This is a genomic window from Streptomyces roseirectus (assembly GCF_014489635.1).
GTDB classification, from domain to species: Bacteria; Actinomycetota; Actinomycetes; order Streptomycetales; family Streptomycetaceae; genus Streptomyces; species Streptomyces roseirectus.
Window position 1 is genome coordinate 1,762,598 of record NZ_CP060828.1, and the last position, 23,443, is coordinate 1,786,040.

General features: G+C 70.9%; 15 protein-coding genes and 2 pseudogenes. 7 read left to right on the forward strand and 10 right to left on the reverse strand.

The window, feature by feature from the left end:
• Positions 1-89: 89 nt before the first annotated feature.
• Positions 90-1,841, reverse strand: coding sequence for a glycoside hydrolase family 6 protein (locus IAG44_RS07170; protein WP_187746279.1), 1,752 nt, complete (start codon positions 1,839-1,841; stop codon positions 90-92).
• Between the two features lie 517 nt (positions 1,842-2,358).
• Between IAG44_RS07170 and IAG44_RS07175 the strand changes: the two genes are divergently transcribed.
• The 3 genes from IAG44_RS07175 to IAG44_RS07185 all read left to right on the forward strand — a co-directional run bounded on the left by IAG44_RS07175 (position 2,359) and on the right by IAG44_RS07185 (position 8,428).
• Positions 2,359-5,274, forward strand: a complete 2,916-nt coding sequence (locus IAG44_RS07175) for a glycoside hydrolase family 48 protein (RefSeq protein ID WP_187746280.1) — start codon at positions 2,359-2,361, stop codon at positions 5,272-5,274.
• A 150-nt stretch (positions 5,275-5,424) separates the two neighbouring features.
• Positions 5,425-8,052, forward strand: a complete 2,628-nt coding sequence (locus IAG44_RS07180; RefSeq protein ID WP_187746281.1) for a cellulose binding domain-containing protein — start codon at positions 5,425-5,427, stop codon at positions 8,050-8,052.
• 88 nt (positions 8,053-8,140) lie between these two features.
• Positions 8,141-8,428, forward strand: a complete 288-nt coding sequence (locus IAG44_RS07185; protein WP_187746282.1) for an SCO0607 family lipoprotein — start codon at positions 8,141-8,143, stop codon at positions 8,426-8,428.
• A gap of 48 nt (positions 8,429-8,476) precedes the next feature.
• Here IAG44_RS07185 and IAG44_RS07190 read toward each other — a convergent pair.
• Positions 8,477-10,325: pseudogene (locus tag IAG44_RS07190) on the reverse strand (rhamnogalacturonan lyase).
• Between the two features lie 193 nt (positions 10,326-10,518).
• Here IAG44_RS07190 and IAG44_RS07195 point away from each other — a divergent pair.
• Positions 10,519-12,080: pseudogene (locus IAG44_RS07195) on the forward strand (IS200/IS605 family accessory protein TnpB-related protein).
• Between the two features lie 59 nt (positions 12,081-12,139).
• Here IAG44_RS07195 and IAG44_RS07200 read toward each other — a convergent pair.
• From IAG44_RS07200 to IAG44_RS07210, 3 genes are read right to left on the reverse strand one after another with little or no spacing between them, the layout of a single operon-like run.
• Positions 12,140-12,883, reverse strand: coding sequence for a class I SAM-dependent methyltransferase (locus IAG44_RS07200; protein ID WP_187746283.1), 744 nt, complete (start codon positions 12,881-12,883; stop codon positions 12,140-12,142).
• A gap of 40 nt (positions 12,884-12,923) precedes the next feature.
• Positions 12,924-13,229, reverse strand: coding sequence for a 4a-hydroxytetrahydrobiopterin dehydratase (locus tag IAG44_RS07205; RefSeq protein ID WP_187746284.1), 306 nt, complete (start codon positions 13,227-13,229; stop codon positions 12,924-12,926).
• Between the two features lie 54 nt (positions 13,230-13,283).
• Positions 13,284-14,375, reverse strand: coding sequence for an ADP-ribosylglycohydrolase family protein (locus IAG44_RS07210; protein ID WP_187746285.1), 1,092 nt, complete (start codon positions 14,373-14,375; stop codon positions 13,284-13,286).
• Positions 14,376-14,435: 60 nt separating this feature from the next.
• Between IAG44_RS07210 and IAG44_RS07215 the strand changes: the two genes are divergently transcribed.
• The 3 genes from IAG44_RS07215 (at position 14,436) to IAG44_RS07225 (ending at position 17,152) form a co-directional block, all read left to right on the forward strand.
• Complete coding sequence (locus IAG44_RS07215; protein WP_187746286.1) at positions 14,436-15,263, forward strand: helix-turn-helix domain-containing protein; 828 nt, start codon at positions 14,436-14,438, stop codon at positions 15,261-15,263.
• 210 nt (positions 15,264-15,473) lie between these two features.
• A complete protein-coding gene (locus IAG44_RS07220; protein ID WP_187746287.1) occupies positions 15,474-16,337 on the forward strand; it encodes a helix-turn-helix domain-containing protein in 864 nt (287 codons plus the stop codon).
• 14 nt (positions 16,338-16,351) lie between these two features.
• A complete protein-coding gene (locus tag IAG44_RS07225) occupies positions 16,352-17,152 on the forward strand; it encodes an SAM-dependent methyltransferase (protein ID WP_187746288.1) in 801 nt (266 codons plus the stop codon).
• 40 nt (positions 17,153-17,192) lie between these two features.
• Here the strand turns inward: IAG44_RS07225 and IAG44_RS44230 are convergent, their stop codons facing one another.
• The 5 genes from IAG44_RS44230 to IAG44_RS07250 form a co-directional block, all read right to left on the reverse strand.
• Positions 17,193-17,945 (reverse strand): rhomboid family intramembrane serine protease, encoded by a 753-nt coding sequence (locus tag IAG44_RS44230; RefSeq protein ID WP_187746289.1) that lies wholly within the window; start codon positions 17,943-17,945, stop codon positions 17,193-17,195.
• A gap of 76 nt (positions 17,946-18,021) precedes the next feature.
• Positions 18,022-19,875, reverse strand: a complete 1,854-nt coding sequence (gene dnaK / locus IAG44_RS07235; protein ID WP_187746290.1) for a molecular chaperone DnaK — start codon at positions 19,873-19,875, stop codon at positions 18,022-18,024.
• Positions 19,876-20,017: 142 nt separating this feature from the next.
• Positions 20,018-20,443 (reverse strand): OsmC family protein, encoded by a 426-nt coding sequence (locus tag IAG44_RS07240; RefSeq protein WP_187746291.1) that lies wholly within the window; start codon positions 20,441-20,443, stop codon positions 20,018-20,020.
• Between the two features lie 71 nt (positions 20,444-20,514).
• Positions 20,515-22,311, reverse strand: a complete 1,797-nt coding sequence (locus IAG44_RS07245) for a vWA domain-containing protein (RefSeq protein WP_187746292.1) — start codon at positions 22,309-22,311, stop codon at positions 20,515-20,517.
• The gene (locus tag IAG44_RS07250) at positions 22,308-23,369 is read right to left on the reverse strand and encodes an ATP-binding protein (protein ID WP_187746293.1); all 1,062 of its coding nucleotides are present in this window, start codon (positions 23,367-23,369) and stop codon (positions 22,308-22,310) included. The genes IAG44_RS07245 and IAG44_RS07250 overlap by 4 nt, the downstream gene beginning before the upstream one ends.
• Positions 23,370-23,443: the final 74 nt, after the last annotated feature.

Sequence of the window (23,443 nt, forward strand, 5' to 3'; positions counted from 1 at the left end):
CCCCGCAAAAGCCGGCTCGGCCGAGGTGCCCGGGTCCGCCGAGGTGAGGGGGGTGAGAGCGACCCCGGCGGACACGGGACGGGGAAGGGTCAGCTGAGCGGCGGGTAGGCGTTCTGCATCAGCTGCTGGAACTGGGCGGAGAACCAGTGCCCGGACAGCGGCGAGTTGGGCAGCGCGCCGGACAGGTTGTTGTTGTTGCGCGGGTTGCCGGTGTACGTCGGGTCGCACATCCGGTCGAAGCCCTTGCCCTCGTCGTTCGGGATCGCCGAGGACGCGCCGTCGGACTCACCCGGCGGCTTCATCCACACGTACGCGTCGATCCCGGAGGCGGGAGCGGTCTGCGGGCGTTCGCCGAGTCCGGCACCGGTCTGGTTGCACCAGTTCCCGACGTGGATGCGGCGGTCGAAGCGCCCGCCGTCGACGTACGCGTCCACGCTGGTCTGCGGGCCGGGTCCGGCCGGCCGCGCGGTGCCGCCCCAGCCGTTGCGGGAGGTGTCGATCAGCATGCCGATGTTGGAGCGGAACCCGGTGGTGACGAGCTGGTTGCGCAGGGCCTGCGCGTAGGACTGCTCGTCGGTGTAGCGGTTCCAGTCGACCCACTTCGACTCGCGCACCGACTTGCCGGCGATCGTCTCGCTGACGGAGAAGTTGGTCTCCTTCAGGGCGCTGTAGTTGGCCGTGTTGGTGATGAAGCCGTGGACGTCGTCGACGGTGGCGCCCTCGGCGGTCGCGGCCGTGTGCAGGATCTGGGCGGTGGGGACGAAGTTGTCGTCCCAGCCGAGCCAGCCGTGGTGGCCGGCGTCGACGTAGTTGTAGACGTTGGGGATGTCGCCGAGCTTGTTGAGCGCGTAGCCGACGCCCTTGACGTAGTTGCCGTTGGCCTTCATGACGTCACAGGCCGGGACGGCGGTGGGCCGGCTGCCCGTGTTGGTCACGAGGTTGGGCAGCGAGTCGATCTCGACCGCGGTGACGATCCGCAGCGACGCGTACTTGGGGTCGGCGAGGATCGCGGCGATCGGGTCGATGAACTGCGTCTTGTACTTGTCGATCTCCGTCGGGCCCAGCTCGCCGTTGGAGGCGAGCGCGGAGCAGTCGCGGCCGGGGAGGTCGTAGACGACGAGCTGGACGACCATCTCGCCGCTGCCCTTCTGGGTGAGCGCGGTGTCGAGGTGGGCGCGCAGGCCGCGGCCGGTGCTCGTGCCGGTGATCGCGGCGATCCGGTCGAGCCAGATGCCGGTCGGCTGGTTGGAGACCCGCGAGCCGCCGGGTTCGGCCGCCGCCTTGGCGGACCAGTCCGGGTTGACGTACACCTTGGCGCCCGCGTACGGGTTGTCGACGCGGTTCGTGGGCCCGCCGGTGCCGGTCGGGCTCGGGCTCGGGCTGCCGGTGCCGGTCGGGCTCGGGCTGCCGGTGCCGCCCCCGTCGTCGACGTTGCAGGTGACGCCGTCGAGGGTGAACGTCGCGGGCAGCGCGTTGGTGCCGCTGTAGGACGCCTGGAACCCGAAGCTCACCGAACCGCCGGTCGGCAGGGAGCCGTTGTACGTCTCGTTGGCGGCGGTGACGGCCGCCCCGGACTGGGTGACCTTCGCGTTCCAGCCGCTGGTGATCTGCTGGCTGCCGCCGTAGGACCACTTCACGGCCCAACTCGACTTGGCGGCCGAGTTGTTGGTGACGGTGACGTTGGCGGTGAAGCCGGTGCTCCACTGGTTCTGCACCTTGTAGTCGACGGTGCAGGGGACGGCGGCGATGGCTCCGCCGTCGGGGACCATCGCCAGCGCGGTCCCGGACGCGCCGGCCACGAGCGCCAGGGCGGCGAGCATCGCTGTTCTGCTACGGCTCATGAGTGCGGGTTTCCTTCTCTTGGGGGTGCGGGTGCTTCTCGTTTCCTCGGGGGGGTCGCCTGTTCGGGGCGCGGGGAACCGTGCGGCTCTGTCGTCGAATCCACGGGCCGACGGGCGTCCGGTGCCGGAGCGGGCACGGGGGGCCGGCGCGGTTTCGACCACGGGTGTCCAGCCGTACGCCTGGACCGGCGGCGGCTCAAAGTACTGAACGCGGAGGGTGTCGCATGAGCGACTCCTTGCAGCTCAGGGCGTCGTGACCGACGCGCCGACTGTTGGAACCGCTCCCACTGGTGTCAACGAAGCTAGCGGCAAGACCCGGTAAAGAACAGGGGAGTCACTGACTTTCCCTCAATCTTTCCCGCGCTGAACTGGTGTCGAATCTTTTCGACTCTTCAAGCGCCTTGACCGTGGACACCCACGTCCCCACTATGGGAGCGCTCCCACTGGTTCAAGGCTTGTTGCTCCGCCCCCACTTCTGCCGAGCACTCTCCCCCGAGCCGCAAGGAGGAACCAGCACATGGACCCACGACGCAGACGCCGAAGGACGCGGCGCCTGTGGACCGCCGCCGTGGCGGCCCTCGCGCTCCCGCTGGCCACCCTGAGTACCTTGTCGACGACCGCCCAGGCGGCGGCACTCCAGTGCAGCGTCGACTACAAGACGAACGACTGGGGCAGCGGTTTCACCGCCGACCTCACGATCACCAACCGGGGCACCGACCCCATCAACGGCTGGACGCTGGGCTACTCGTACGCCGGCAACCAGAAGCTGTCGAACGGCTGGAACGGCACCTGGACCCAGTCCGGCAAGTCGGTCTCCGTCCAGAGCGCCTCGTACAACGCGAACATCGCGGCGGGCGCGGCGGTGACCACGGGCGCCCAGTTCAGCTACAGCGGCACCAACGCGGCGCCGACCGACTTCACCATCAACGGCACCTCCTGCGTCGGCGCCCACCAGCCGCCGATCACCGTGCTGACCAGCCCCGCCGCGGGCGCGATCTACGCGCAGGGCAGCGCCGTCCCGCTCGCCGCGACGGCCGCCGCCGCGGACAACGCGACGATCAGCAAGGTCGAGTTCTACGACGACACGACCCTGCTCGGCACGGACACCACCGCGCCGTACACGTTCTCGGCGACGGGTCTCGCCGTCGGTTCCCACTCCCTGGTCGCGAAGGCGTACGACAGCCTCGGCGCGTCCGGCACCTCGACGCCGGTCGGCATCACCGTGGCCTCGGGCCCGTCGGTCGTCGCGTCGGTGACGCAGCTCGCGGTGCAGCAGGGCAAGACGGGCACGTACACGCTGCGGCTGTCGACGCAGCCGTCGTCGAACGTGACGGTGTCGACCGCGCGCGTCTCCGGGAACACCGGTCTGACGGTGACCGGCGGGGCCTCGCTCACCTTCACCCCGTCGAACTGGAACACCCCGCAGACGGTGACGATCACCGGCAACGCGACCGGCACCGGGGCGGCCACGTTCGACTCGACGGCGACCGGCCTCGCCAAGGCCACGGTCACGGCCACCCAGATCGCCGGGCAGAAGGAGTACGACGCCCGGTTCCTGGAGCTGTACGGGAAGATCACCAACCCGGCGAACGGCTACTTCTCGCCGGAGGGCATCCCGTACCACTCGGTCGAGACGCTGATCGTCGAGGCACCGGACCACGGCCACGAGACGACGTCCGAGGCGTACAGCTACCTGCTGTGGCTCCAGGCGACGTACGGCCGGATCACCGGTGACTGGTCGAAGTTCAACGGCGCGTGGAACATCATGGAGAAGTACATGATCCCCACGCACGCCGACCAGCCGACCAACTCGTTCTACAACGCGTCCAAGCCGGCCACCTACGCGCCCGAGCTGGACACCCCGAACGAGTACCCGGCGCGCCTGGACACGTCGGTGTCGGTCGGGCAGGACCCGATCGCGGCCGAGCTGAAGTCCGCGTACGGCACGGACGACATCTACGGCATGCACTGGCTGCAGGACGTGGACAACGTCTACGGGTACGGCAACGAGCCCGGCAAGTGCGAGGCGGGGCCGACGGCCACCGGGCCCTCGTACATCAACACGTTCCAGCGCGGCGCGCAGGAATCCGTGTGGGAGACCGTGCCGCAGCCGACCTGCGACCAGTTCAAGTACGGCGGGCCCAACGGCTACCTCGACCTGTTCACCGGTGACAGCTCCTACTCCAAGCAGTGGAAGTTCACCAACGCCCCCGACGCCGACGCGCGCGCCGTGCAGGCCGCGTACTGGGCGGACGTCTGGGCGAAGCAGCAGGGCAAGGGCGCCGACGTCTCCGCGACCGTCGGCAAGGCCGCGAAGATGGGCGACTACCTGCGGTACGCGATGTACGACAAGTACTTCAAGAAGATCGGCAACTGCGTCGGTCCGTCCGCCTGCCCGGCCGGGACCGGGAAGAACTCCTCGGCGTACCTGTTGTCCTGGTACTACGCCTGGGGCGGCGCGACCGACACCAGCGCGGGCTGGTCCTGGCGGATCGGCTCCAGCCACAGCCACAGCGGCTACCAGAACCCGCTGGCCGCGTACGCGCTCAGCTCGTACGCGCCGCTGAAGCCCAAGTCGGCGACCGGCTCGGCGGACTGGGCCACCTCGCTCACCCGGCAGCTGGAGTTCTACCGCTGGCTGCAGTCGGACGAGGGTGCCATCGCGGGCGGCGCGACCAACAGCTGGGCGGGGCGGTACGCCACTCCCCCGGCCGGCAAGTCGACCTTCTACGGCATGTACTACGACCAGCAGCCCGTCTACCACGACCCGCCGTCCAACCAGTGGTTCGGCTTCCAGGCGTGGTCGATGGAGCGGGTCGCCGAGTACTACCAGCAGACGGGCAACACGCAGGCCAAGGCCGTCCTCGACAAGTGGGTCGACTGGGCCCTGTCGGAGACGACCGTGAACCCCGACGGCACCTACCGGTTCCCGTCGACGCTCGCCTGGTCCGGCCAGCCGGACACCTGGAACGCGTCGAGCCCCGGCGCCAACGCGGGGCTGCACGTCGACGTCGTCGACTACACCAACGACGTCGGTGTGGCGGGCGCGTACGCCCGGACGCTCACCTACTACGCCGCCAAGTCCGGTGACGCACAGGCCAAGACGGTCGCCAAGGCGCTGCTCGACGGCATGTGGACGCACTACCAGGACAGCCTCGGCATCGCGCTCCCGGAGACCCGGGCCGACTACAACCGCTTCGACGACAGCGTCTACGTCCCGAGCGGCTGGAGCGGCAAGATGCCGAACGGCGACACGATCAACTCCTCCTCGACGTTCGCCTCGCTGCGTTCGTTCTACGAGGACGACCCCAACTGGTCGAAGATCGAGGCGTACCTCGCGGGCGGAGCGGCGCCCACGTTCACGTACCACCGGTTCTGGGCCCAGGCCGACATCGCACTGGCCCTGGGCTCGTACGCGGAGCTGCTCGAATAAGTCCCCGCTGAGGCTTCGCGTGACACGCCGGGCGGCCCCCACCCGCACAGGGGGCCGCCCGGTCGTCGCCCTGTTTCCGGGGAGGGCTGTGCCTTTCCCGGGGCGGGGCCACCTTCCGTACATGGCCGCACGAGGAAGGGAACCCCCACCGTGCGAAGAACCCGCATCCTCACCACCGTGCTGGCGCTCGCCGCCGGTCTGCTCGCGGGCGCGCCGCCCGCACTCGCCGCGAAGCCGCCCGCGCGGGCGCTCGCGGCGGAGTCGTACAGCTGGCAGAACGCCCGGATCGACGGGGGCGGTTTCGTCCCCGGGATCGTGTTCAGCCGCAAGGAGAAGAACCTGATCTACGCGCGCACCGACATCGGGGGCGCGTACCGCTGGCAGGAGGCGTCGAAGACGTGGACGCCGCTGCTCGACTCGGTGGGCTGGACGGACTGGGGCCACACCGGCGTCGCGAGCATCGCGGCGGACCCCGTCGACGCGAACAAGGTGTACGCGGCCGTCGGCACGTACACCAACAGCTGGGACCCCGGGAACGGGGCGATCCTGCGGTCCGGCGACCGGGGCGCGACCTGGCTGAAGACGGACCTGCCGTTCAAGCTGGGCGGCAACATGCCGGGCCGGGGCATGGGCGAGCGGCTGGCCGTCGACCCGAATCGCAACAGCGTGCTGTACCTGGCCGCGCCGAGCGGCAAGGGGCTGTGGCGTTCGACGGACTCCGGGGCGACCTGGGCGCAGGTGACAACGTTCCCCAACGTCGGCAACTACGCGCAGGATCCGACGGACACGAGCGGGTACGCGAGCGACAACCAGGGCGTCGTGTGGGTGACGTTCGACGAGTCGACGGGCGGCGTGGGCGGCGCGACCCGCACGATCTACGTGGGCGTCGCCGACAAGGACAACGCCGTCTACCGTTCGACGGACGCGGGCGCGACCTGGTCCCGGCTCGCCGGTCAGCCGACCGGCTACCTCCCCCACAAGGGCGTCCTGGCGAACGGCGACCTGTACCTGGCGTACAGCGACAAGGGCGGCCCGTACGACGGCGGCAAGGGCCGGCTGCTGCGGTACGCGACGGCCACCGGCACCTGGACGGACATCAGCCCCGTCGCCGAGGCGGACACCTACTACGGCTTCAGCGGCCTCACCGTCGACCGGCAGAAGCCCGGCACGGTCATGGCGACCGCGTACAGCTCCTGGTGGCCGGACACCCAGATCTTCCGTTCGACGGACTCCGGGGCGACCTGGACGAAGGCGTGGGACTACACGTCCTACCCGAACCGCGCGGACCGCTTCACCATGGACGTCTCCTCCTCCCCCTGGCTGACCTGGGGCGCGAACCCCGCACCGCCCGAGCAGACGCCCAAACTCGGCTGGATGACCGAGGCGTTGGAGATCGACCCGTTCAACTCGGCGCGCATGATGTACGGGACGGGCGCGACGATCTACGGCACGGAGAACCTCAACAACTGGGACTCCGGAAGCAAGTTCACCATCAAGCCGATGGTGCGGGGCCTGGAGGAGACGGCCGTCAACGACCTCGCCTCGCCCCCGTCCGGCGCCCCGCTGCTCAGCGCGCTCGGTGACATCGGCGGGTTCCGGCACACGAGTCTGACGTCCGTGCCGCCGATGATGTTCACGCAGCCGAACTTCACGACGACGACCAGCCTCGACTTCGCCGAGACCAAACCCGACGTCTTCGTCCGGGCCGGGAACCTCGACTCCGGTCCCCACGTGGCGTTCTCGACCGACAACGGCGCCAACTGGTTCGCCGGGACCGACCCTTCGGGCGTGAGCGGCGGCGGAACCGTCGCGGCGGCGGCCGACGGGAGTCGGTTCGTGTGGTCCCCCGAGGGCACCGGCGTGCAGTACACGACCGGGTTCGGGACGTCCTGGCAGGCGGCGAGCGGGATCCCGGCGGGCGCGATCGTCGAATCGGACCGCGTCGACCCTCGGGTCTTCTACGGCTTCAAGTCCGGCACGTTCTACGTCAGTTCGGACGGCGGCGCGACCTTCACCGCGTCCGCCGCGACCGGCCTGCCCACGGGCGACTCCGTCCGCTTCAAGGCGCTGCCCGGCGCGAAGGGCGACGTCTGGCTGGCGGGCGGCGCGACCGGCTCGGCGTACGGGCTGTGGCACTCCACCGACTCCGGGGCGACCTTCACGAAGCTGTCGAACGTCGAACAGGCCGACACGATCGGCTTCGGCAAGGCGGCGAGCGGGGCCTCGTACCAGACGCTCTACACCAGCGCGAAGATCGCCGGGGTGCGCGGCATCTTCCGGTCGACCGACAAGGGGGCGAGCTGGACGCGGATCAACGACGACGCCCACCAGTGGGGTTGGACCGGCGCGGCCATCACCGGGGACCCGCGTGTGTACGGGCGGGTGTACGTCTCCACCAACGGGCGGGGCGTGATCTACGGCGACACGAGCGGGGGCAGCGGCGAACCCGAGCCCACCGGGGGCTGTTCGGTCTCCTACACCGTCACCGGCCAGTGGTCCGGGGGCTTCCAGGCGGACGTGAAGCTCACCAACACCGGTACGTCGGCGTGGAGTTCGTGGGCGCTGGGCTGGTCGTTCCCGGGCGGGCAGAGCGTGTCGGCGATGTGGAACGCCGAGTACACGCAGTCGGGGGCCTCGGTCACCGCGAAGAACGTCGGCTGGAACGGGGGCGTGGCCGCCGGGTCGTCCGTGAGCTTCGGGTTCACGGGGAGCTGGTCGGGGACGAACGCGAAACCGGCCGCGTTCAAGGTGGGCGAGCGGAGCTGCACGGTGCTCTGATCACCCATCAGGAATGAGTACGGCTACTCATGAGGAGGCGGTGGCGTTCCCGGCAGGCTGGTCGCATCCACCGACCAGGGAGCATTCCATGTCACGCCACCGCCTTCTGCCGCTGCTCGCCCTCGCCGGGCTGGCCGGCGCCCTGCTGACCGGCTGCTCCATCGAGGAGTCCATCTGCTCCGACGGCGAGTACCCGGTGCTGGCCGTGGGCGGCGCGGGCAGCGCCTGCGTCAAGGACGGCCAGGAGCCGGACAAGGGCTACGCCCGCTACCCGGCGGGGAAGGTTCCCGAGAAGGTCGGGGACAAGTGGGACGAGTACTGGCAGACGCGGACGCTCGACGAGAACGGCAAGGAGATCCCGGCACCGCCGATGTGACCGGGTGAGCGAGGGGGCCGGTGGACCGGCCCCCTCTTCCGGCACCGGCTACGGCGTGTAGACCGTCGGCCTCGGTGCCGTCGGCATCCCGGCGCCGATGAAGAAGCTGGGGTGCGAGGGCTGGTTGTAGGCGGTGTTCTGCCAGGCCAGGCCCGTGCGGTACATGGTGTCGTGCAGCAGGGTCGTGATCTTCGTGGACGTCTCGTGCGGCGTCGAGTAGATCCTCAGGGCCCGGTTGTCGGACGTCGCCCAGACGACTTCCTCGCGCCAGTCGCCCAGGATGTCGCCGGAGAGCGCCGGGGTCGCCTTCGTGCCGTTGGTTGGAGTGGACGCCGGAGCCGGTCAGCAGCCGGGTGTCGGACGCGGTGCCGTACTTGTCGATCCGGGTGCCGTCGAGGAGTTCGCGGACGGTGTCGCCGTCCCACCAGGACAGGAAGTTGACGGAGGACGGCTCACGTCCCTTGGCCGCGCCGCCCTCGTCGCGGATCGAGGTGTCCGAGGCCGACCAGACCTCGGCGCCGTCGTTGCCCGCCCAGACGTCCCCGGCGACTCCGCGCCCGTTGTCGCAGCAGACGGCAAGCGACCAACTCACCGTGCCGTTCGCGGGGTTGATGTAGAGCTGGGCCGGCTGCGACGTCGACTCCGAGACCTTGAAGTACTCCAGGCCCGCGCGCGAGGGGTCGAGGTCGCCGAGGTGCTGGGCGTCGCCGTGGCCCGTCCGGGTCGTCCACAGCCCGCTGCCGTTGTCGTCGACGGCCATCGCGCCGTACACGATCTCGTCCCTGCCGTCGTTGTCGACGTCCCCGACGGACAGGCTGTGCGAGCCCTGACCGTCGTACCCCCTACCGGAGTTGGTGGAGGAGCTGGTGTCGAAGGTCCAGCGGCGGGTGAAGGCACCGCCGCGCCAGTCCCAGGCGGCGATCACACTGCGCGTGCAGTAGCCGCGCGCCATGATCAGCGAGGGCCGGGCGCCGTCGAGGTAGGCGGTGCCGGCGAGGAAGCGGTCGACGCGGTTGCCGTACGAGTCGCCCCAGGAGGAGACCGTGCCGCGCGCGGGGACGTAGTCGACGCTCTGCATCGCGCGCCCGGTCCGGCCGTCGAACATGGTCAGGTACTCCGGGCCCGACAGCACGTACCCGCTCGAATTGCGGTGGTCCGCGCCGGAGTTGCCGATGACCGTGCCGGCGCCGTCGACCGTGCCGTCCGCCGTCTTCACGGCGACCTCGGCCTTGCGGTCGCCGTCGTAGTCGTACACCTGGAACTGCGTGTAGTGCGCGCCGGAGCGGATGTTGCGGCCCAGGTCGATGCGCCACAGCCGGGTGCCGTCGAGCTTGATCCCGTCGAGGACCGTGTTCCCGGTGTACCCGGACTGGGAGTTGTCCTTCGCGTTGGTCGGCTGCCACTTGAGGACGAAGTCCAGCGCGCCGTCGCCGTCGAGGTCGCCGACGGACGCGTCGTTGGCCTCGTAGGTGTAGGCGACACCGTCGGGCGTGGTGCCGCCGGCGGGCGGGGTGAGCGGAACGTCCTTGTATCCGGTGCGGAGTTGGACCGCGTGCACGGAGTCGGCCTGGGCGGGGGTGCCGGAGTGGAAGAAGTTCGTCGAGCCGCTGACCGGCGTCGAGTTGACCTTCGTGCCGGCCCGGTAGACGTTGAAGGAGACGTCGTTGGCGTCGGTTCCCAGCCAGCGCCAGCTGACCAGGTTCCCGGTGTCGGTGTGGACGCTCACCACGCCCCGGTCCAGCGCCTCGGCCTGGCGCGCGGTGGCGGCGCTCGCGGGGTGCGGGGCGAGGGCGACAAGTCCCATTCCTAGCAGGGCCGTTGCGGTGAGGAGGGCGAGGCTGTGTCTACGGTGGGGGGACGCTTCGGGGACGGGGTTCCTTCGGTGCGGGTGATGCATGGTGGGGGTTGGGAACTGTTGCTCTGTGACTGAGCGGGAGTGGAGTGTGTTCTGGTGTCCATGGGTGATTTCCGGAGGTGGAGGGGACCGGATTCCGCAGGTGCGGATATGCGTTCGTCGAACGCGTGACCTTTGCGTGTGGTGGTCGTTGTGTACGACGAAAGGGTCATCGGCCGGAGGGCGAGGCGGCGGGGTGGGCGGGTTGCGGAAGGTGGCGGCGTCGTTCGTGGTGCCGGGCCCGTCCGGGGTAGCGGTCCGTGACCGGCTCAAGCACCTCACCGGCCGGGACGAGGAGGTGCTGCGGCTGGTGGGCGCGCATCTGGGGCGTCTGGCGGCCTTGGATCTCAAGACCCGGTGCGCCGACGGCCTCGACCACGACTCGGACACGTGGGCAAAGCGCAAGCGGGATCTGACGGCCGGGTCGTCGTCGCGGTGGGCCGGGAGCATCACCAAGGCCACCCACGATCAGTGGGCACTCTCCCGCCGCTGCCAGTACGCGCACCTCCAGAGCCTGGAGGCAGGAGTCCGCACCCTGCGGCACCGGCTGTCGCTCCCCGTCGGGGAGAAGGGCACCCGACGCACGCCCGGCGGGTACCGGTCCCGTCGCGAGTGGTTCACGAAGTCCCGTCGCCTGGCAGACCTGGAGCACCGTCTCGACACCGTGCGTGCCGAGTGGGCGGCGGGTGTCGTGCACGTCGTGCGCGGCGGACGACGGCTGCTGAACACCCGGCATCACCTCGACGCCGCCGGGCTGACCGAGCCTCAGTGGCGGGAACGCCGGGAGGCGGAACGCTGGTTCCTGGCAGCCGACGGCGAGTCCGGCAAACGCTTCGGCAACGAGACCGTCCGCGTCACCCCCGACGGCGAGATCAGCCTCGAACTCCCCGCGCCACTGGCCCACCTCGCCAACAGTCCGCACGGCCGTTACACCCTCACCTCCACGATCGCCTTCGCGCACCGGGGCGCCGAGTGGCGTGACCGTGTCGAGGGGAACCGGGCCGTGGCCTACCGCATCCACCACGACGTGACCCGTGGCCGCTGGTATGTCACCGCGTCCTGGACCCGGCCCGTCGTCAAGACCGTGCCCCTGGAAACCGCACGCGCCCAGGGCCTGATCGGCGTCGACACCAACGCAGACCACTTCACCGCCTACCACCTCGACCCACACGGCAACCCCGTCGGCGGCCCCAAGCGGTTCTTCTACGACCTGTCCGGCACCGCCGACCACCGTGACGCCCAGATCCGGCACGCCATCACTCGCCTCCTCCACTTCGCGAAACGCACGGGTGCGCAGGCGATCGGGATCGAGGACCTGGACTTCACCGCCGAGAACTCAAAGCCCGGCTCGTCCCCATGGCCGCCGAACACGGCCTGTCCATCGTCGCCGTCGACCCGGCATACACCTCGATGTGGGGCGACGAGCATTGGCGCAAGCCGCTGACCAACAGGACTCGCAAGATGTCCCGACACGATGCCGCGAGCATCGCGATCGGGCGACGCGCCCTCGGACACCCGATCCGGCGTCGGGCGGCACCACCCCGTGCACACCAGAGCGATGTGCACGGGCATCGGACCACCCAGGCCGGACCAGGCGAACGAGGGCGTGAGGAAACCCGCCCCCGCATTCCCGGACCACGCACAGGATGCGTGCCGCCCGAAGCGGAGCGAACGCGGGAGACCAGGACACCCAAAACCGTTCGGGATGTCCGCAGTACACAGGTTTGGGTCCAAGACTCACTCCTGCTCACTGACTAGGAACGGTGGGCGGATTTCCAGGGCGCCGTTTTGGATTTCTAGGGCGCCCTCCTGGATTTCTAGGGGGCCTTCCTGAACGCCCGCACCCTGAACTCCGGGTCGGGCCTGGGCCTTTCCTGGTCCGGCAGAGCGGCCAGGCGCCGCGCGAAGCCGTCCGCGAGGGGGTGTCCCGGGGGCAGCGTCATGAACCAGCCGCGCCTGAGGTCCGTGATGGTCCGGCGCGGGCTGCGCCCCTGGCCCCGGCCGGTGAACCGGGCCTCCCCCGCCGCGACGAGGCCCGCCTCGGCCGCGTACGCCTCGACCCGCGCGGACGCGTCCGGCACCGGGGAGGCGGGGCGGGCCGCCATCACGGCGTCGATGTCACTGCCGACGTTGTGCGAGGGGCCCTTGTCGACCGTCGTGACATACACCCCGCCCGGCCGCAACAGACGCGCGCACTCCGCGATCGTCGCCCGCACCTCGCCCCGGCCCGGCAAGAGGTGCAGCAGCCAGACGCTGGTGACCGCGTCGAACGTGCCGTCCCTGAACGGGAGTTGCCTTCCGTCCGCGAGGACGATCGCGCCGGGGAGCCGCGCCGCCGCGTGCCGCGCCATGCCGTACGTCAGGTCGGCGCCGGTCACCCTCAGCGCCGGGCGGTCCTCAGCGAGGCGGCGAGTGACGATGCCGGTGCCGCAGCCCAGGTCGAGGAGGGTGCGGGCCGTGTCGGGGACCAGCCCGAGGACGGCACCGGCAGCGGCCTCGGCTCTGGGCTCACCGCCACGCAGGGCGTCGTAGCGTTCGGCTTCCTTGTCGTAGTCGAGCATGGCGGGGGCGCCCCCTGGGTCTGCTGTGATGTGTAATGCACTACACCGCACCCTGCCCCGCAGCCACCCCCTCCACCCGCCGCGCCAGCTCGAAGTCCAGCCCGGTCAGCGCGCCGCCGGCGGAATGCGTGGAGACGGCCAGCCGCACGGTGTCGTACCCGAGTGTCAGCTCGGAGTGATGGTTCAACTCGTCCTGGATCCGGGCCACATGGCCGACGAAGGCAGCGGCGTCCGCATGGGAGGAAAACCGGTACGAGCGGCTGAGGTTCCCCGACTCGACGGACCAGCCCGGCAGTTCGGCCAGCCGTTCCTCGATCTCCTTCTGGGACAGGGGCTCGGCGGACATGGCACTGTTCCCTTCGCTGGGTTCCCTCTCGCGGAGTTCCCCTTCAGCCTGCCACTACCGCGCCCGCCCCGCCCACTCGGCGGCGAAGTCGTCGGCCAGTGCCGCGATCCGGGCACGCCCCTCGACCTGTTCGACCCAGCGCTGCGGCAGCGCGAGGTCGCCGTGCATCACGCCTAGGAGGTTCCCGCAGAGCGACCCCGTGGAGTCGCTGTCGCCGGAGTGGTTGACCGACAGCAACAGGGCGCTCTCGACGTCGGGTTCGGCGAGGGCCGCGTACACGGCCATGGCCAGCGCCTCCTCGGCGACCCAGCCCTCGCCCAGTTCCTCGACCTTGGAGGCGTGGGCCCCGTCGTAGGAGGCGAGTTCGAGGGCCCGGCGCAGGGCGGTCGCCGTCTCCTCGTGGCGGGGGTAGGGCGCGAGGAGGCGCAGGGTGCGCAGGACGGCGGCCTCCAGGGACTCGCCGCGCACCAGGTGGGCGACGATCGCGGCGAACGCTCCGGCCGCGTAGTAGCCGGTCGGGTGCCCGTGGGTGAGCTGCGCGCAGCGGGCGGCGAACCCGAAGGCGGTGCCGGGGTCGGCGCCGGTCAGCCCGAAGGGCGCCGACCGCATGACGGTGCCGCACCCCTTCGAGTCCGGGTTGACGCGGCCGGGCTCACCGAGTTCGGACCAGGCGGCGTCGGAGTGGGGGACGCCGAGCCCGGAGAGGCAGGCGCTGCCGGGGGCGCGGCGGGCGTAGAGCCAGGGTTCGTCGACGAGCCCGCCGGAGGGTCCCTCGTAGGCGGGGCCGCCGTCGGGGCGGGGCACCGTCTGGGTGTGCAGCCAGCGGTCGTAGGCCCAGCGGATCACGCGGGTGCGTTCGACCTGGCGTCGGCCGAGGCGTTCGCTCTCCTTGATCTGGCGCAGGCCCTCGACGGTGAAGAGGGTCATCTGGGTGTCGTCGCTGACGCGGCCGAGGATGTTGTCGCCGTCCGGTACGTAATGTGTGACACCTCGCGGGCCGTGGGCGGCGCGGATGCGGTCCAGGGACAGGAACTCGACGGGATAGCCGAGGGCGTCGCCGACGGCCCCGCCGAGCAGGCAGCCGCGCACCCGGGCCCGGTACACGGCCTCCGCCTCGAAGGACCGCGGCTTCCACGGCTCGGTCATCTGCTCGGCTCTCCTTCTCGCCCGTCCGGTTCCGGGCTCCGGTCAACTACGGTCGCCCTCATGACCATTGTCCCGAGCGGCGCCGCCCCCTCGTCCACCGCCCCTGCCCAAGGCGCCGGACCACTGCTGCGAGCGTGGCGGCAGCGGCGTCGGCTCAGCCAGTTGGAGCTGGCGCTGCGCGCGGAGTCGTCGGCGCGGCACATCAGCTTCGTCGAGACGGGGCGGGCGAGGCCCAGCGAGGAGATGGTGCTGAGGCTCGCCGAGCATCTGGAGGTGCCGGTGCGGGAGCGCAACGCCCTTCTGCTGGCGGCGGGTTACGCCCCGCGCTTCACCGAGACCCCGCTCGACGACCCGGCGCTCGACGGGGTGCGCGCGGGCCTGGAGCGGCTGATCCGGGGCTACGAGCCGTACCCGGCGCTGGTGGTGGACGGTGTCTACACGGTCGTCGCCGCGAACCGCGGCATCGCGATGCTCCTGGACGGTGTCGACGAGGCGCTGCTCACGCCGCCCCTCAACGCGATGCGGCTGACCCTGCACCCGGGCGGTCTCGCGCCGCGCGTGCTGAACCTGCGGGAGTGGCGCGGGCATCTCCTGCACCAGATGGAGCGCCAGCTCGCCCTCCACCGGTCGCCGAGGCTGCGGGAGTTGTACGAGGAGGTCGCCGCGTACCCGGTGCCTGCCAGCGCGCCCGGGGACGGGTCCGGCGGTGAAGTGCCGGATTTCGCGCTGCCCTTGCGGATCACGCACGAGGGTCGCACCCTGTCGTTCGTGTCGTCGATCTCCACGTTCAACACCCCGATGGACGTGACGGTCGCCGAACTGGCCGTGGAGACGTTTCTGCCGGCCGACCCGGCGACGGCGAAACACCTTCAGGCGTACGCGTCCTGACAAAGGATCAGTGCGGTGCGCATCGGGGCGGGGCCGGGCGGGAAGGTAAAGCTGTGGTACGTGATATGTCACGCACCACCTGAAAGGCGTACGATATATCACACATCATGCACCCGCAGTCTCGCCGCTGAATCTCTCTTCACACCCGTGAGACCCACACCGGAACATGACACACTGCACACAGTTCTCGACGCGTAGGGGAGACGTGGCGTGAGTGAGCGGCGGCCCGCGCCCACGGTGGGCCAGGTGGTACTCGGCAGACGGCTCCAGGAGCTGCGGGAGACGGCCGGCCTCGGCCGGGAGGAGGCGGCCCGGGCCCTGCGGGTGGCGCCCGCCACGGTCCGGCGCATGGAGACCGCCGAGGTCGCCCTGAAGATCCCGTACGTCCAGGTCCTGCTGGAGACGTACGGGGTGCCGAACGACGAGGCGGCGGCGTTCGTCATGCTCGCCGAGGACGCCAACCGGCCCGGCTGGTGGCAGCGGTTCCACGACGTGCTGCCCGAGTGGTTCAGCCTCTACGTCAGCCTGGAGGGCGCGGCGCGGATGATCCGCTCGTACGAGCCGCACTTCGTGCCCGGTCTGCTCCAGACGGAGAACTACGCGCGCGCGGTCCTCGAAGCGGGCACGGTCGGCCAGACCACCCCCGAGACCATCGAGCGGCACGTCACCCTGCGGATGGCCCGGCAGGCCCTCCTGGAGCGTGACAACCCGCCGCACCTGTGGACCGTCATGGACGAGACGGTGCTGCGCCGCCCGGTGAGCACCGACTGCTCGGTCATGCGCGAACAGCTCGACAAACTCATCGAGTTCAGCGAACGCGACCGCGTCACGCTCCAGATCTCCGAGTTCGCGGCAGGCCCGCACCCCGGGACGTACGCCCCCTTCTCCCTGTTCCGCTTCGCCGAACCCGAACTCCCCGACATGGTCGTCACCGAGTACCTGACCGGCGCCCTCTACCTGGACTCCCGCAAGGAGGTCTCGGCCCACCTCGAAGTCCTCGACCACATGACGACCCACGCGGCATCGGCACAACGCACCCAGCAGATCCTGCGCGAGATCCGCGACAGTTACTGAGAGCGGCGGCGACCATGACCGGACCCGACGGCGAGACCGTCCGTATCGACACCACGCGTCCGCACCCGGCGCGCGTGTACGACTGGTGGCTCGGCGGCAAGGACAACTACCCGGTGGACGAGGCGCTGGCGCGCCGGATCCTGGCGGTCGACCCGACCGTGGTGCGCGGCGCCCGTGCCAACCGGCGCTTCATGCAGCGCGCGGCGCGCACGGCCGCCGAGGCGGGGCTGCGGCAGTTCCTCGACGTCGGGACGGGCATCCCGACCGAGCCGAACCTGCACCAGGTCGTGCAGGGTGTCGTGCCCGAGGCGCGTGTGGTGTACGCCGACAACGACCCGATCGTCCTGCGGCACGCGCAGGCGCTGCTGCGGGGCACCCCCGAGGGCGTCACCCAGTACGTGCACGCCGACGTCCGCGACCACGCGTCCCTGCTGGCCGACGCCGCGAAGTCGCTGGATCTCTCCCGGCCGGTCGCCCTGTCGCTGGTGGCGCTCACGCACTACCTGGACGACGGTGTCCACGACCTGCTGAGGCGGTACGTCGACGCGCTGGCGCCCGGCAGCTGGCTGATCCTCTCGCAGGTCACGCCCGATCTGAACCCGGAGGAGGTCGCGCGGGCCACCGAGCAGTTCCGGCGCTCCGGTACCCCGTTCTTCCCCCGCCCGCTCCACGAGTTCGCCCGCTTCTTCGAGGGACTTGAGCTGCTGGGGCCCGGCGTGATCCCGGTGCCCGGGTGGCGGCCGGATCCCCAGGACGTGGCGGATCAGGCAGAGGGCATCGTGCCGGTGTACGCGGGGGTGGGACGCAAGGGGTGAGGGGCTGCCTCAGTGCCCGCCACGGCAGCCGCAACGCCCGCTACATCAGCCCCAGGTCCCGCAGCTCCTTGTGCAGATCCGCGCGCGGATTGTCCCCGGACGACGCCGGCGGCGCCCCCTTCGTCCCGCCTCCGTCGGTCACGGCGGGCGCGGACGGCGCTGCCGGCACCGGCGCGGCCCCGGCCGTCGGCGTCTTCGCCGCCCTCGGCGCCCGGTCGCGCAGCAGCCACGCCCCCAGCAGCCCGCCGACGAGCCCGCCGAGGTGCCCGAGCCAGCTCACCCCGGGTGTACCGGGCACGGCGACGGTGAGGAGATAGGCGAACGACGCGCCCATCACCACGCCGATGAGGCTGTCGACGAGGTGCCGGTCGAAGAGCCCGCGCACCACGACGTACCCGAAGTAACCGAAGATCAGCCCGCTCGCGCCGACGGTCGAGACCCGGTCGTCCTCGAAGAGCCAGACGGCCGCCCCGCTGACCAGCGCGACGAGCCCCGACAGCACCAGGAACTTGGCGACGCCCCGGTACGCGGCGAGGAAGCCGAAGACGAACAGCGGACCCGAGTTGCTTTCCAGGTGGGCCCAGTTCCAGTGCAGGAAGGGCGCGGAGAGGAGGTGCGGCAGGGAGCCGGCGTCGCCGGAGACGATGCCGTACTCGCGCGAAAGCCCGTAGTCGTCCGCGAAGTTGGCGAGCTGGACCGCCCAGACGACGGCCACGAACGCGAACATCACGAAGAACGCCTTGCGCGCCTCCGCGATCATCCGCTCGGCGTCGACCTGCTGTCTGGCGCTCATGCCCCGCTCCCCTGTTCGCACCGCTTTCGGCCACTGTACGCATGACCGGGACGTTTCCGACACCGGTGCCCGGACGCTACGCGGCGCCGCCCTTCCCCTCCCGTTCGTCCCGTTCGTCGTCGACGATCTCGGCGTCCACGACGCCCTCCTCCTCGGACGCCCCGCCCGCCGGCGGCTCCTGGGCCCGCTCGTACATGGCCTGCCCCATCCGCTGGCTGACGGCGGACAGTTTCTCGACGCCGGCCCGCAACTCGGCGGTGTCCGGCTCCCCTTGGAGCAGCGTGCGCACCTCGCCGAGGGCGGCGTCCACCTCGGCCCTGGTGCCGGCGGGCACGCTCGCCTCGTTCTCGCGGACGAACTTCTCGGTCTGGTGGACGAGTTGTTCGGCCTGGTTGCGGGTCTCGACGGCCTCGCGGCGCCTGCGGTCGTCGTCCGCGTACCGTTCGGCGTCGCGCATCATGCGGTCGATGTCGTCCTTGGGCAGGGCGGAGCCGCCGGTGACGGTCATCTTCTGCTCGCGGCCGGTCGCGAGGTCCTTCGCGAAGACGTGCATGATCCCGTCGGCGTCGATGTCGAAGGCGACCTCGATCTGCGGGACACCGCGCGGGGCGGGCGGCAGTCCGGTGAGGTCGAAGACGCCGAGCTTCTTGTTGTAGGCGGCGATCTCGCGTTCGCCCTGGTAGACCTGGATGCCGACGGAGGGCTGGTTGTCGACGGCGGTGGTGAAGATCTCCGAACGCCGGGTGGGGATCGTGGTGTTGCGCTCGATGAGCTTCGTCATGATGCCGCCCTTGGTCTCGATGCCGAGGGACAGCGGGGTGACGTCGAGCAACAGGACGTCCTTCACGTCGCCGCGGATGACGCCGGCCTGGAGCGAGGCGCCGAGGGCCACGACCTCGTCGGGGTTGACGCCCCGGTGCGGGTCCTTGCCGGTCAACTCCCGTACCAGGTCGGCGACCACGGGCATGCGGGTGGAGCCGCCGACGAGGATGACGTGGTCGACGGCGGACAGTTGCACCTTGGCGTCCTTGACCGCCTGGTGGAAGGGGGTGCGGCAGCGGTCGAGCAAGTCGGCGGTCAGCTCCTGGAACTGAGCCCGCGTCAGTTTCTCGTCGAGGTGCATCGGGCCTTCGTCGGAGGCGGTGATGTAGGGCAGGTTGACGGTCGTCTCGGTCGACGACGACAGCTCGATCTTCGCCTTCTCGGCGGCCTCGCGCAGGCGTTGGAGCGCCATCCTGTCCTTGCCGAGGTCCACGCCGTACTGGCCCTTGAACCGCTTGACCAGATACTCGACGATCCGCTGGTCCCAGTCGTCGCCGCCGAGGTGCGTGTCGCCGTTGGTGGCCTTGACCTCGATGACGCCGTCGCCGATCTCCAGGAGGGAGACGTCGAACGTGCCGCCGCCGAGGTCGAAGACGAGGACCGTCTGCTCCTCGCCCCGGTCGAGTCCGTACGCGAGGGCGGCGGCCGTCGGTTCGTTGATGATCCGCAGCACCTTCAGGCCCGCGATCTCCCCGGCCTCCTTGGTGGCCTGGCGCTGGGCATCGTCGAAGTAGGCGGGGACGGTGATGACGGCGTCGGTGACGTCCTCGCCGAGGTACGCCTCCGCGTCGCGCTTCAGCTTCTGGAGCACGCGGGCGGAGAGTTCCTGGGCGCGCAGCCGTGCCCCGTCGATCGAGCCCTGCTCGGGGAAGCGCCAACTCGCGTCGCCCATATGGCGTTTGACGGAGCGTGCGGTGCGGTCGACGTTCGTCACCGCCTGGCGTTTGGCGACCTCGCCGACCAGTACCTCACCGTTCTTGGCGAACGCCACGACCGACGGCGTCGTCCGCGCGCCCTCCGCGTTCGCGACGACTGTCGGCTCCCCTCCCTCCAGTACCGCCACCACCGAGTTCGTCGTCCCCAGATCGATCCCGACCGGCCGTCCCATCGCCGTCCCCTTCCGTCCGGGTGTGTACGACTTCCAGCACAAAACTTGAGCGGGGGGTTGTCAAGGGGGCGTGTGGGGAACGGCAACGCGCGGGCCCCCTCCAGGGGAACCCGCGCGTCGGTGGGCGTCAGCCGGTCGCGTCTCAGACGGACTCGACCGTCAGCGTGATCTCCGTGCCCGCGAGCGCCTGGCTCACCGGGCAGTTCTTCTTGGCGTCCTCGGCGGCCGCGGCGAAGCCGTCCGCGTCGAGGCCGGGGACCTCACCGCGGACGGTGAGGTGGATGCCGGTGATGCCGGTGCCGGGCTGGAAGGTGACGTCCGCCTTGGTCTCCAGGCGGGTGGGCGGGGTGCCGGCGCCGGTCAGGCCGTGCGAGAGGGCCATGGAGAAGCAGCTGGAGTGGGCGGCGGCGATCAGCTCCTCGGGGCTGGTCTTCCCGTTCGCCGCCTCGGCGCGCGACGGCCACGACACGGCCTGCTCGCCGATGCCGGAGGAGTCGAACGAGACGGTCCCGTTCCCCTCGACCAGGTTGCCTTCCCAGACGGTGTGTGCGGTGCGCGTGGTGGCCACGGCTGTTCCTTTCGCTGTCGCGTCGGTCCCGGTTCCGGGTATCCGTGCCCCCTATCCGATCACACTCCCTGTCAGCGCACGTGAAAGACCGGCCCCCGGGGCGTGAACGGCAGCCTTCGCCCCTGCGGCACCAGATACGCGTGCTCGCGCCGCACCCGCAGCACGTCGCACCACCCGTCGGTGATGACGAGCACCGGCGCCCCCGCCGGAAAGTCCGCCGCGCGCAGCAACAGGTCGACGCCCGGCTGGAGTTGGGTCCCCCCACGCCCGCGCACCCGTACCCTCCCGGCGATCTCGGTCACCGGCAGGTAGCCGGCGTCGTAGGGCGCGGCGTCGCAGAACACGACGCGCGCGGCGGGGACGTCCCGCGCCTCGGCGTACGAGGCGATGGCGCCCAGCGCCTTGCCGAGCAGCGTGCGGTCCATGGAGCCGGAGGTGTCGAGGACGACGCCGAAGGTGCACCGCTCGGCCTCCTCGGGCGGGAAGTACCGTCCGGCGCGCGGGATGTCGGGGGTGGCCGCCTGCCGCCGGGAGGGACGGGCGTACGTCCGCAGGGGTTCGGGGCGCGGCACGAACTCGTCGAACCAGCGCGCGAGTCGCGCGTCCCACGGCAGCGGCGGATGGCTGAGCGCGCGGATCTCCTCGACCAGCCCGGCGGGCAGGAGGCCGCGTTCCTGGCGCTCGTGCAGGTCGAAGCCCTGGCACAGGCCGCGCCGGTAGAACTCGTCGAGGTCGACGTGGTCGGCGGGCGGGCCGAGCGGGGCGCCGAGCATGTCGCCGAGCCCCTTGCCGCGCAGGGTGGCGAGCCGCCGCATGCGGCGCAGGTCGCCGGCGATCCGGTCGTACACCTCCTCGGCGGACAGCCCCGTCAACTCCGGGTCGTACAGCAGCCCTTCGGGCATGACGCCGACGTTCATCTCACGCAGCCAGGCGTTGACGACGTAGTCGCAGGCGACGTTGAAGAGGTAGGGGTCGCGGGGTCCGCGGCGGTCGCCGTGGCGCAGGGCGGCGTGCAGCATCTCGTGGGCGAGGACGAACCGCCATTCCTCGTCGTCCAGTTGGACCATCGGGTTGACGTAGATCTCGCCCGCCTCGGCGTTCACGGCGGCGACGGAGATGCCGTGGGCGCGGGCGAGTTCGGCGTCGGCGACGAGGGTGATGCCGGCCGCGATGCCGCCGAGGAGGGGATAGGCGGAGATGAACCAGCTCAGCGCGCGCTGCCAGGGCCGCAGGGGCTCCTTCTCGCCGGTGAGGGTGTCGCGCCGGCCGCCCGCGACGTCCATGGCGGCGCTCATGGTGCGGGTCAGGGCGTGCGCGAACTCCGGCTGCCAGTCCGGGGGTTGCTGCTGGTCGTGGGACCAGGTGAGAAGCAGTTGGTCGGGTTCACCGCCCGCGGTGCCGCAGCGCTCGTAGGCGAGGGGGATCCCGTCGCGCCGCCAGCGGGCGGCGAGCCGGTCCTCGTCGCCGTCGGGGTAACCGGCCGGGAGGTCGTCGGGGGCGCGGCCGACGGGGAAGGTGAGCAGGAAGCGGTTGACGACGGCGCAGCGGGCGGCGAGGTCGGCGCGGTCGGGCTGGACGCGTTCGCCGCGCGCGGCGGGGACGTGGCCGAAGCCGAGGTGGAGGGCGGCGTGGGCCAACGCCCAGGCCCACTCGGCGGGTTCGGCGAGCCGGTCGGGGTGGGCGTGCGCGACGCCGTCGGACTCGACGACCAACAGGCCCTCGCGGGGCGCGAGTCGGCAGTCCTCGTGCCGGCAGGCCGTCAACGGGACGGAGTTCAGGGCCGGGTTGGCCCGCATCAGCCGCATGCCCTCGATGAACGCCTCGCCCGCGACGTCCCGCTTCTTCTTCTGCCGGCTCCCCCGGCTCACTTGCGCGCCTCCACCAGGCGCGGCATGTCGCGGGCCGCCTCGACGAGGAACCAGGACGGCAGGACGGGGTTGCCGTCGGCGTCGGAGGCGATGACCTCCTGGGCGATCTCCACGGAGATCTCGGCGAGTTGGACGAGCAGCGCCTTCGCGCGGTACGCGGTCTGGCGGCCGTTCGCGGACACGTGCTCCTTGCTCGCGGGGAGTTCCTTGACCAGGCGTTCGCGGAACGACTCGGCGAGGTAGTACAGCAGGTCGCGGTCCTCGACGCGGTGCGGCCAGCGGGCGTCACCGCGCAGCACGGCCTCGATGCCGAAGCGGCTGCGCACGATCTTGACGTACCCGCAGAACGCGGTCGCGTGCGTGGGGGTGAGCGTGCCGTGGGCGAGGATCTTCAGGGTCTCCTCGTCGAGGCCCTGGCCGAAGGAGTGCAGGGCGTCGGAGAGCATGTGCCAGGAGCGGGGCGTGGAGAACGGCTCCTCGGTCTTCGGCGGCTTCGACCACAGGTGGTCGGGGCGGTCGGTGAGGTGGTCGACGATCCACGGGTGGATGCCGGCGCCCGCCGCCCACGCCAGCCAGTCCTTCGGGGACGCCTCCAGGTGGATGTGCGCGAGCCGGTTGACCAGCGCGGACGCGATCGGGCGGGCGAGCGCGTTGTCGGTGGCGCGGTTGCCGGCGCCGATGACGATCGAGCCCTCGGGGAGTTCGTAGTTGCCGATGCGGCGGTCCAGGATCAGCGAGTAGAACGCCTTCTGCACGTCGGGCGTGGCCGCGTTCAGCTCGTCCAGGAACAGGCAGTACGGCTCGTCGCGCGCGATCGTCTCCGGCGGGCAGAACACCGAACGGCCGTCCCTGATCTGCGGCACCCCGATCAGGTCCTCCGGCGCGAGCTGCGTCCCGAGCAGACTCACACACTCCAGGCCCAGCGAGTCGGCGAACTCCCTCACCAGGGAGGACTTTCCGATCCCTGGCGCGCCCCACACGAACACCGGCCGCACGGTGGCGAGGCCGAGGAGGAGTTCCGGGAGGCGGGCGGGGGTGACGGTGACGGCTGCCTGCACGAGGCGGGCTCCTTGGGGATCGACGAGGCTCCGGGCGGATTCACGGGGCCTCGGACAGTGTGGGCGGGCGGGGC

Bases quoted from the DNA above. Each gene is read 5' to 3' on its own strand.
- IAG44_RS07170 (WP_187746279.1), bottom strand. From the start codon at position 1,841: ATGAGCCGTAGCAGAACAGCGATGCTCGCCGCCCTGGCGCTCGTGGCC.
- IAG44_RS07175 (WP_187746280.1), top strand. From the start codon at position 2,359: ATGGACCCACGACGCAGACGCCGAAGGACGCGGCGCCTGTGGACCGCC.
- IAG44_RS07185 (WP_187746282.1), top strand. From the start codon at position 8,141: ATGTCACGCCACCGCCTTCTGCCGCTGCTCGCCCTCGCCGGGCTGGCC.
- IAG44_RS07200 (WP_187746283.1), bottom strand. From the start codon at position 12,883: ATGCTCGACTACGACAAGGAAGCCGAACGCTACGACGCCCTGCGTGGC.
- IAG44_RS07205 (WP_187746284.1), bottom strand. From the start codon at position 13,229: ATGTCCGCCGAGCCCCTGTCCCAGAAGGAGATCGAGGAACGGCTGGCC.
- IAG44_RS07210 (WP_187746285.1), bottom strand. From the start codon at position 14,375: ATGACCGAGCCGTGGAAGCCGCGGTCCTTCGAGGCGGAGGCCGTGTAC.
- IAG44_RS07215 (WP_187746286.1), top strand. From the start codon at position 14,436: ATGACCATTGTCCCGAGCGGCGCCGCCCCCTCGTCCACCGCCCCTGCC.
- IAG44_RS07225 (WP_187746288.1), top strand. From the start codon at position 16,352: ATGACCGGACCCGACGGCGAGACCGTCCGTATCGACACCACGCGTCCG.
- IAG44_RS44230 (WP_187746289.1), bottom strand. From the start codon at position 17,945: ATGAGCGCCAGACAGCAGGTCGACGCCGAGCGGATGATCGCGGAGGCG.
- dnaK (WP_187746290.1), bottom strand. From the start codon at position 19,875: ATGGGACGGCCGGTCGGGATCGATCTGGGGACGACGAACTCGGTGGTG.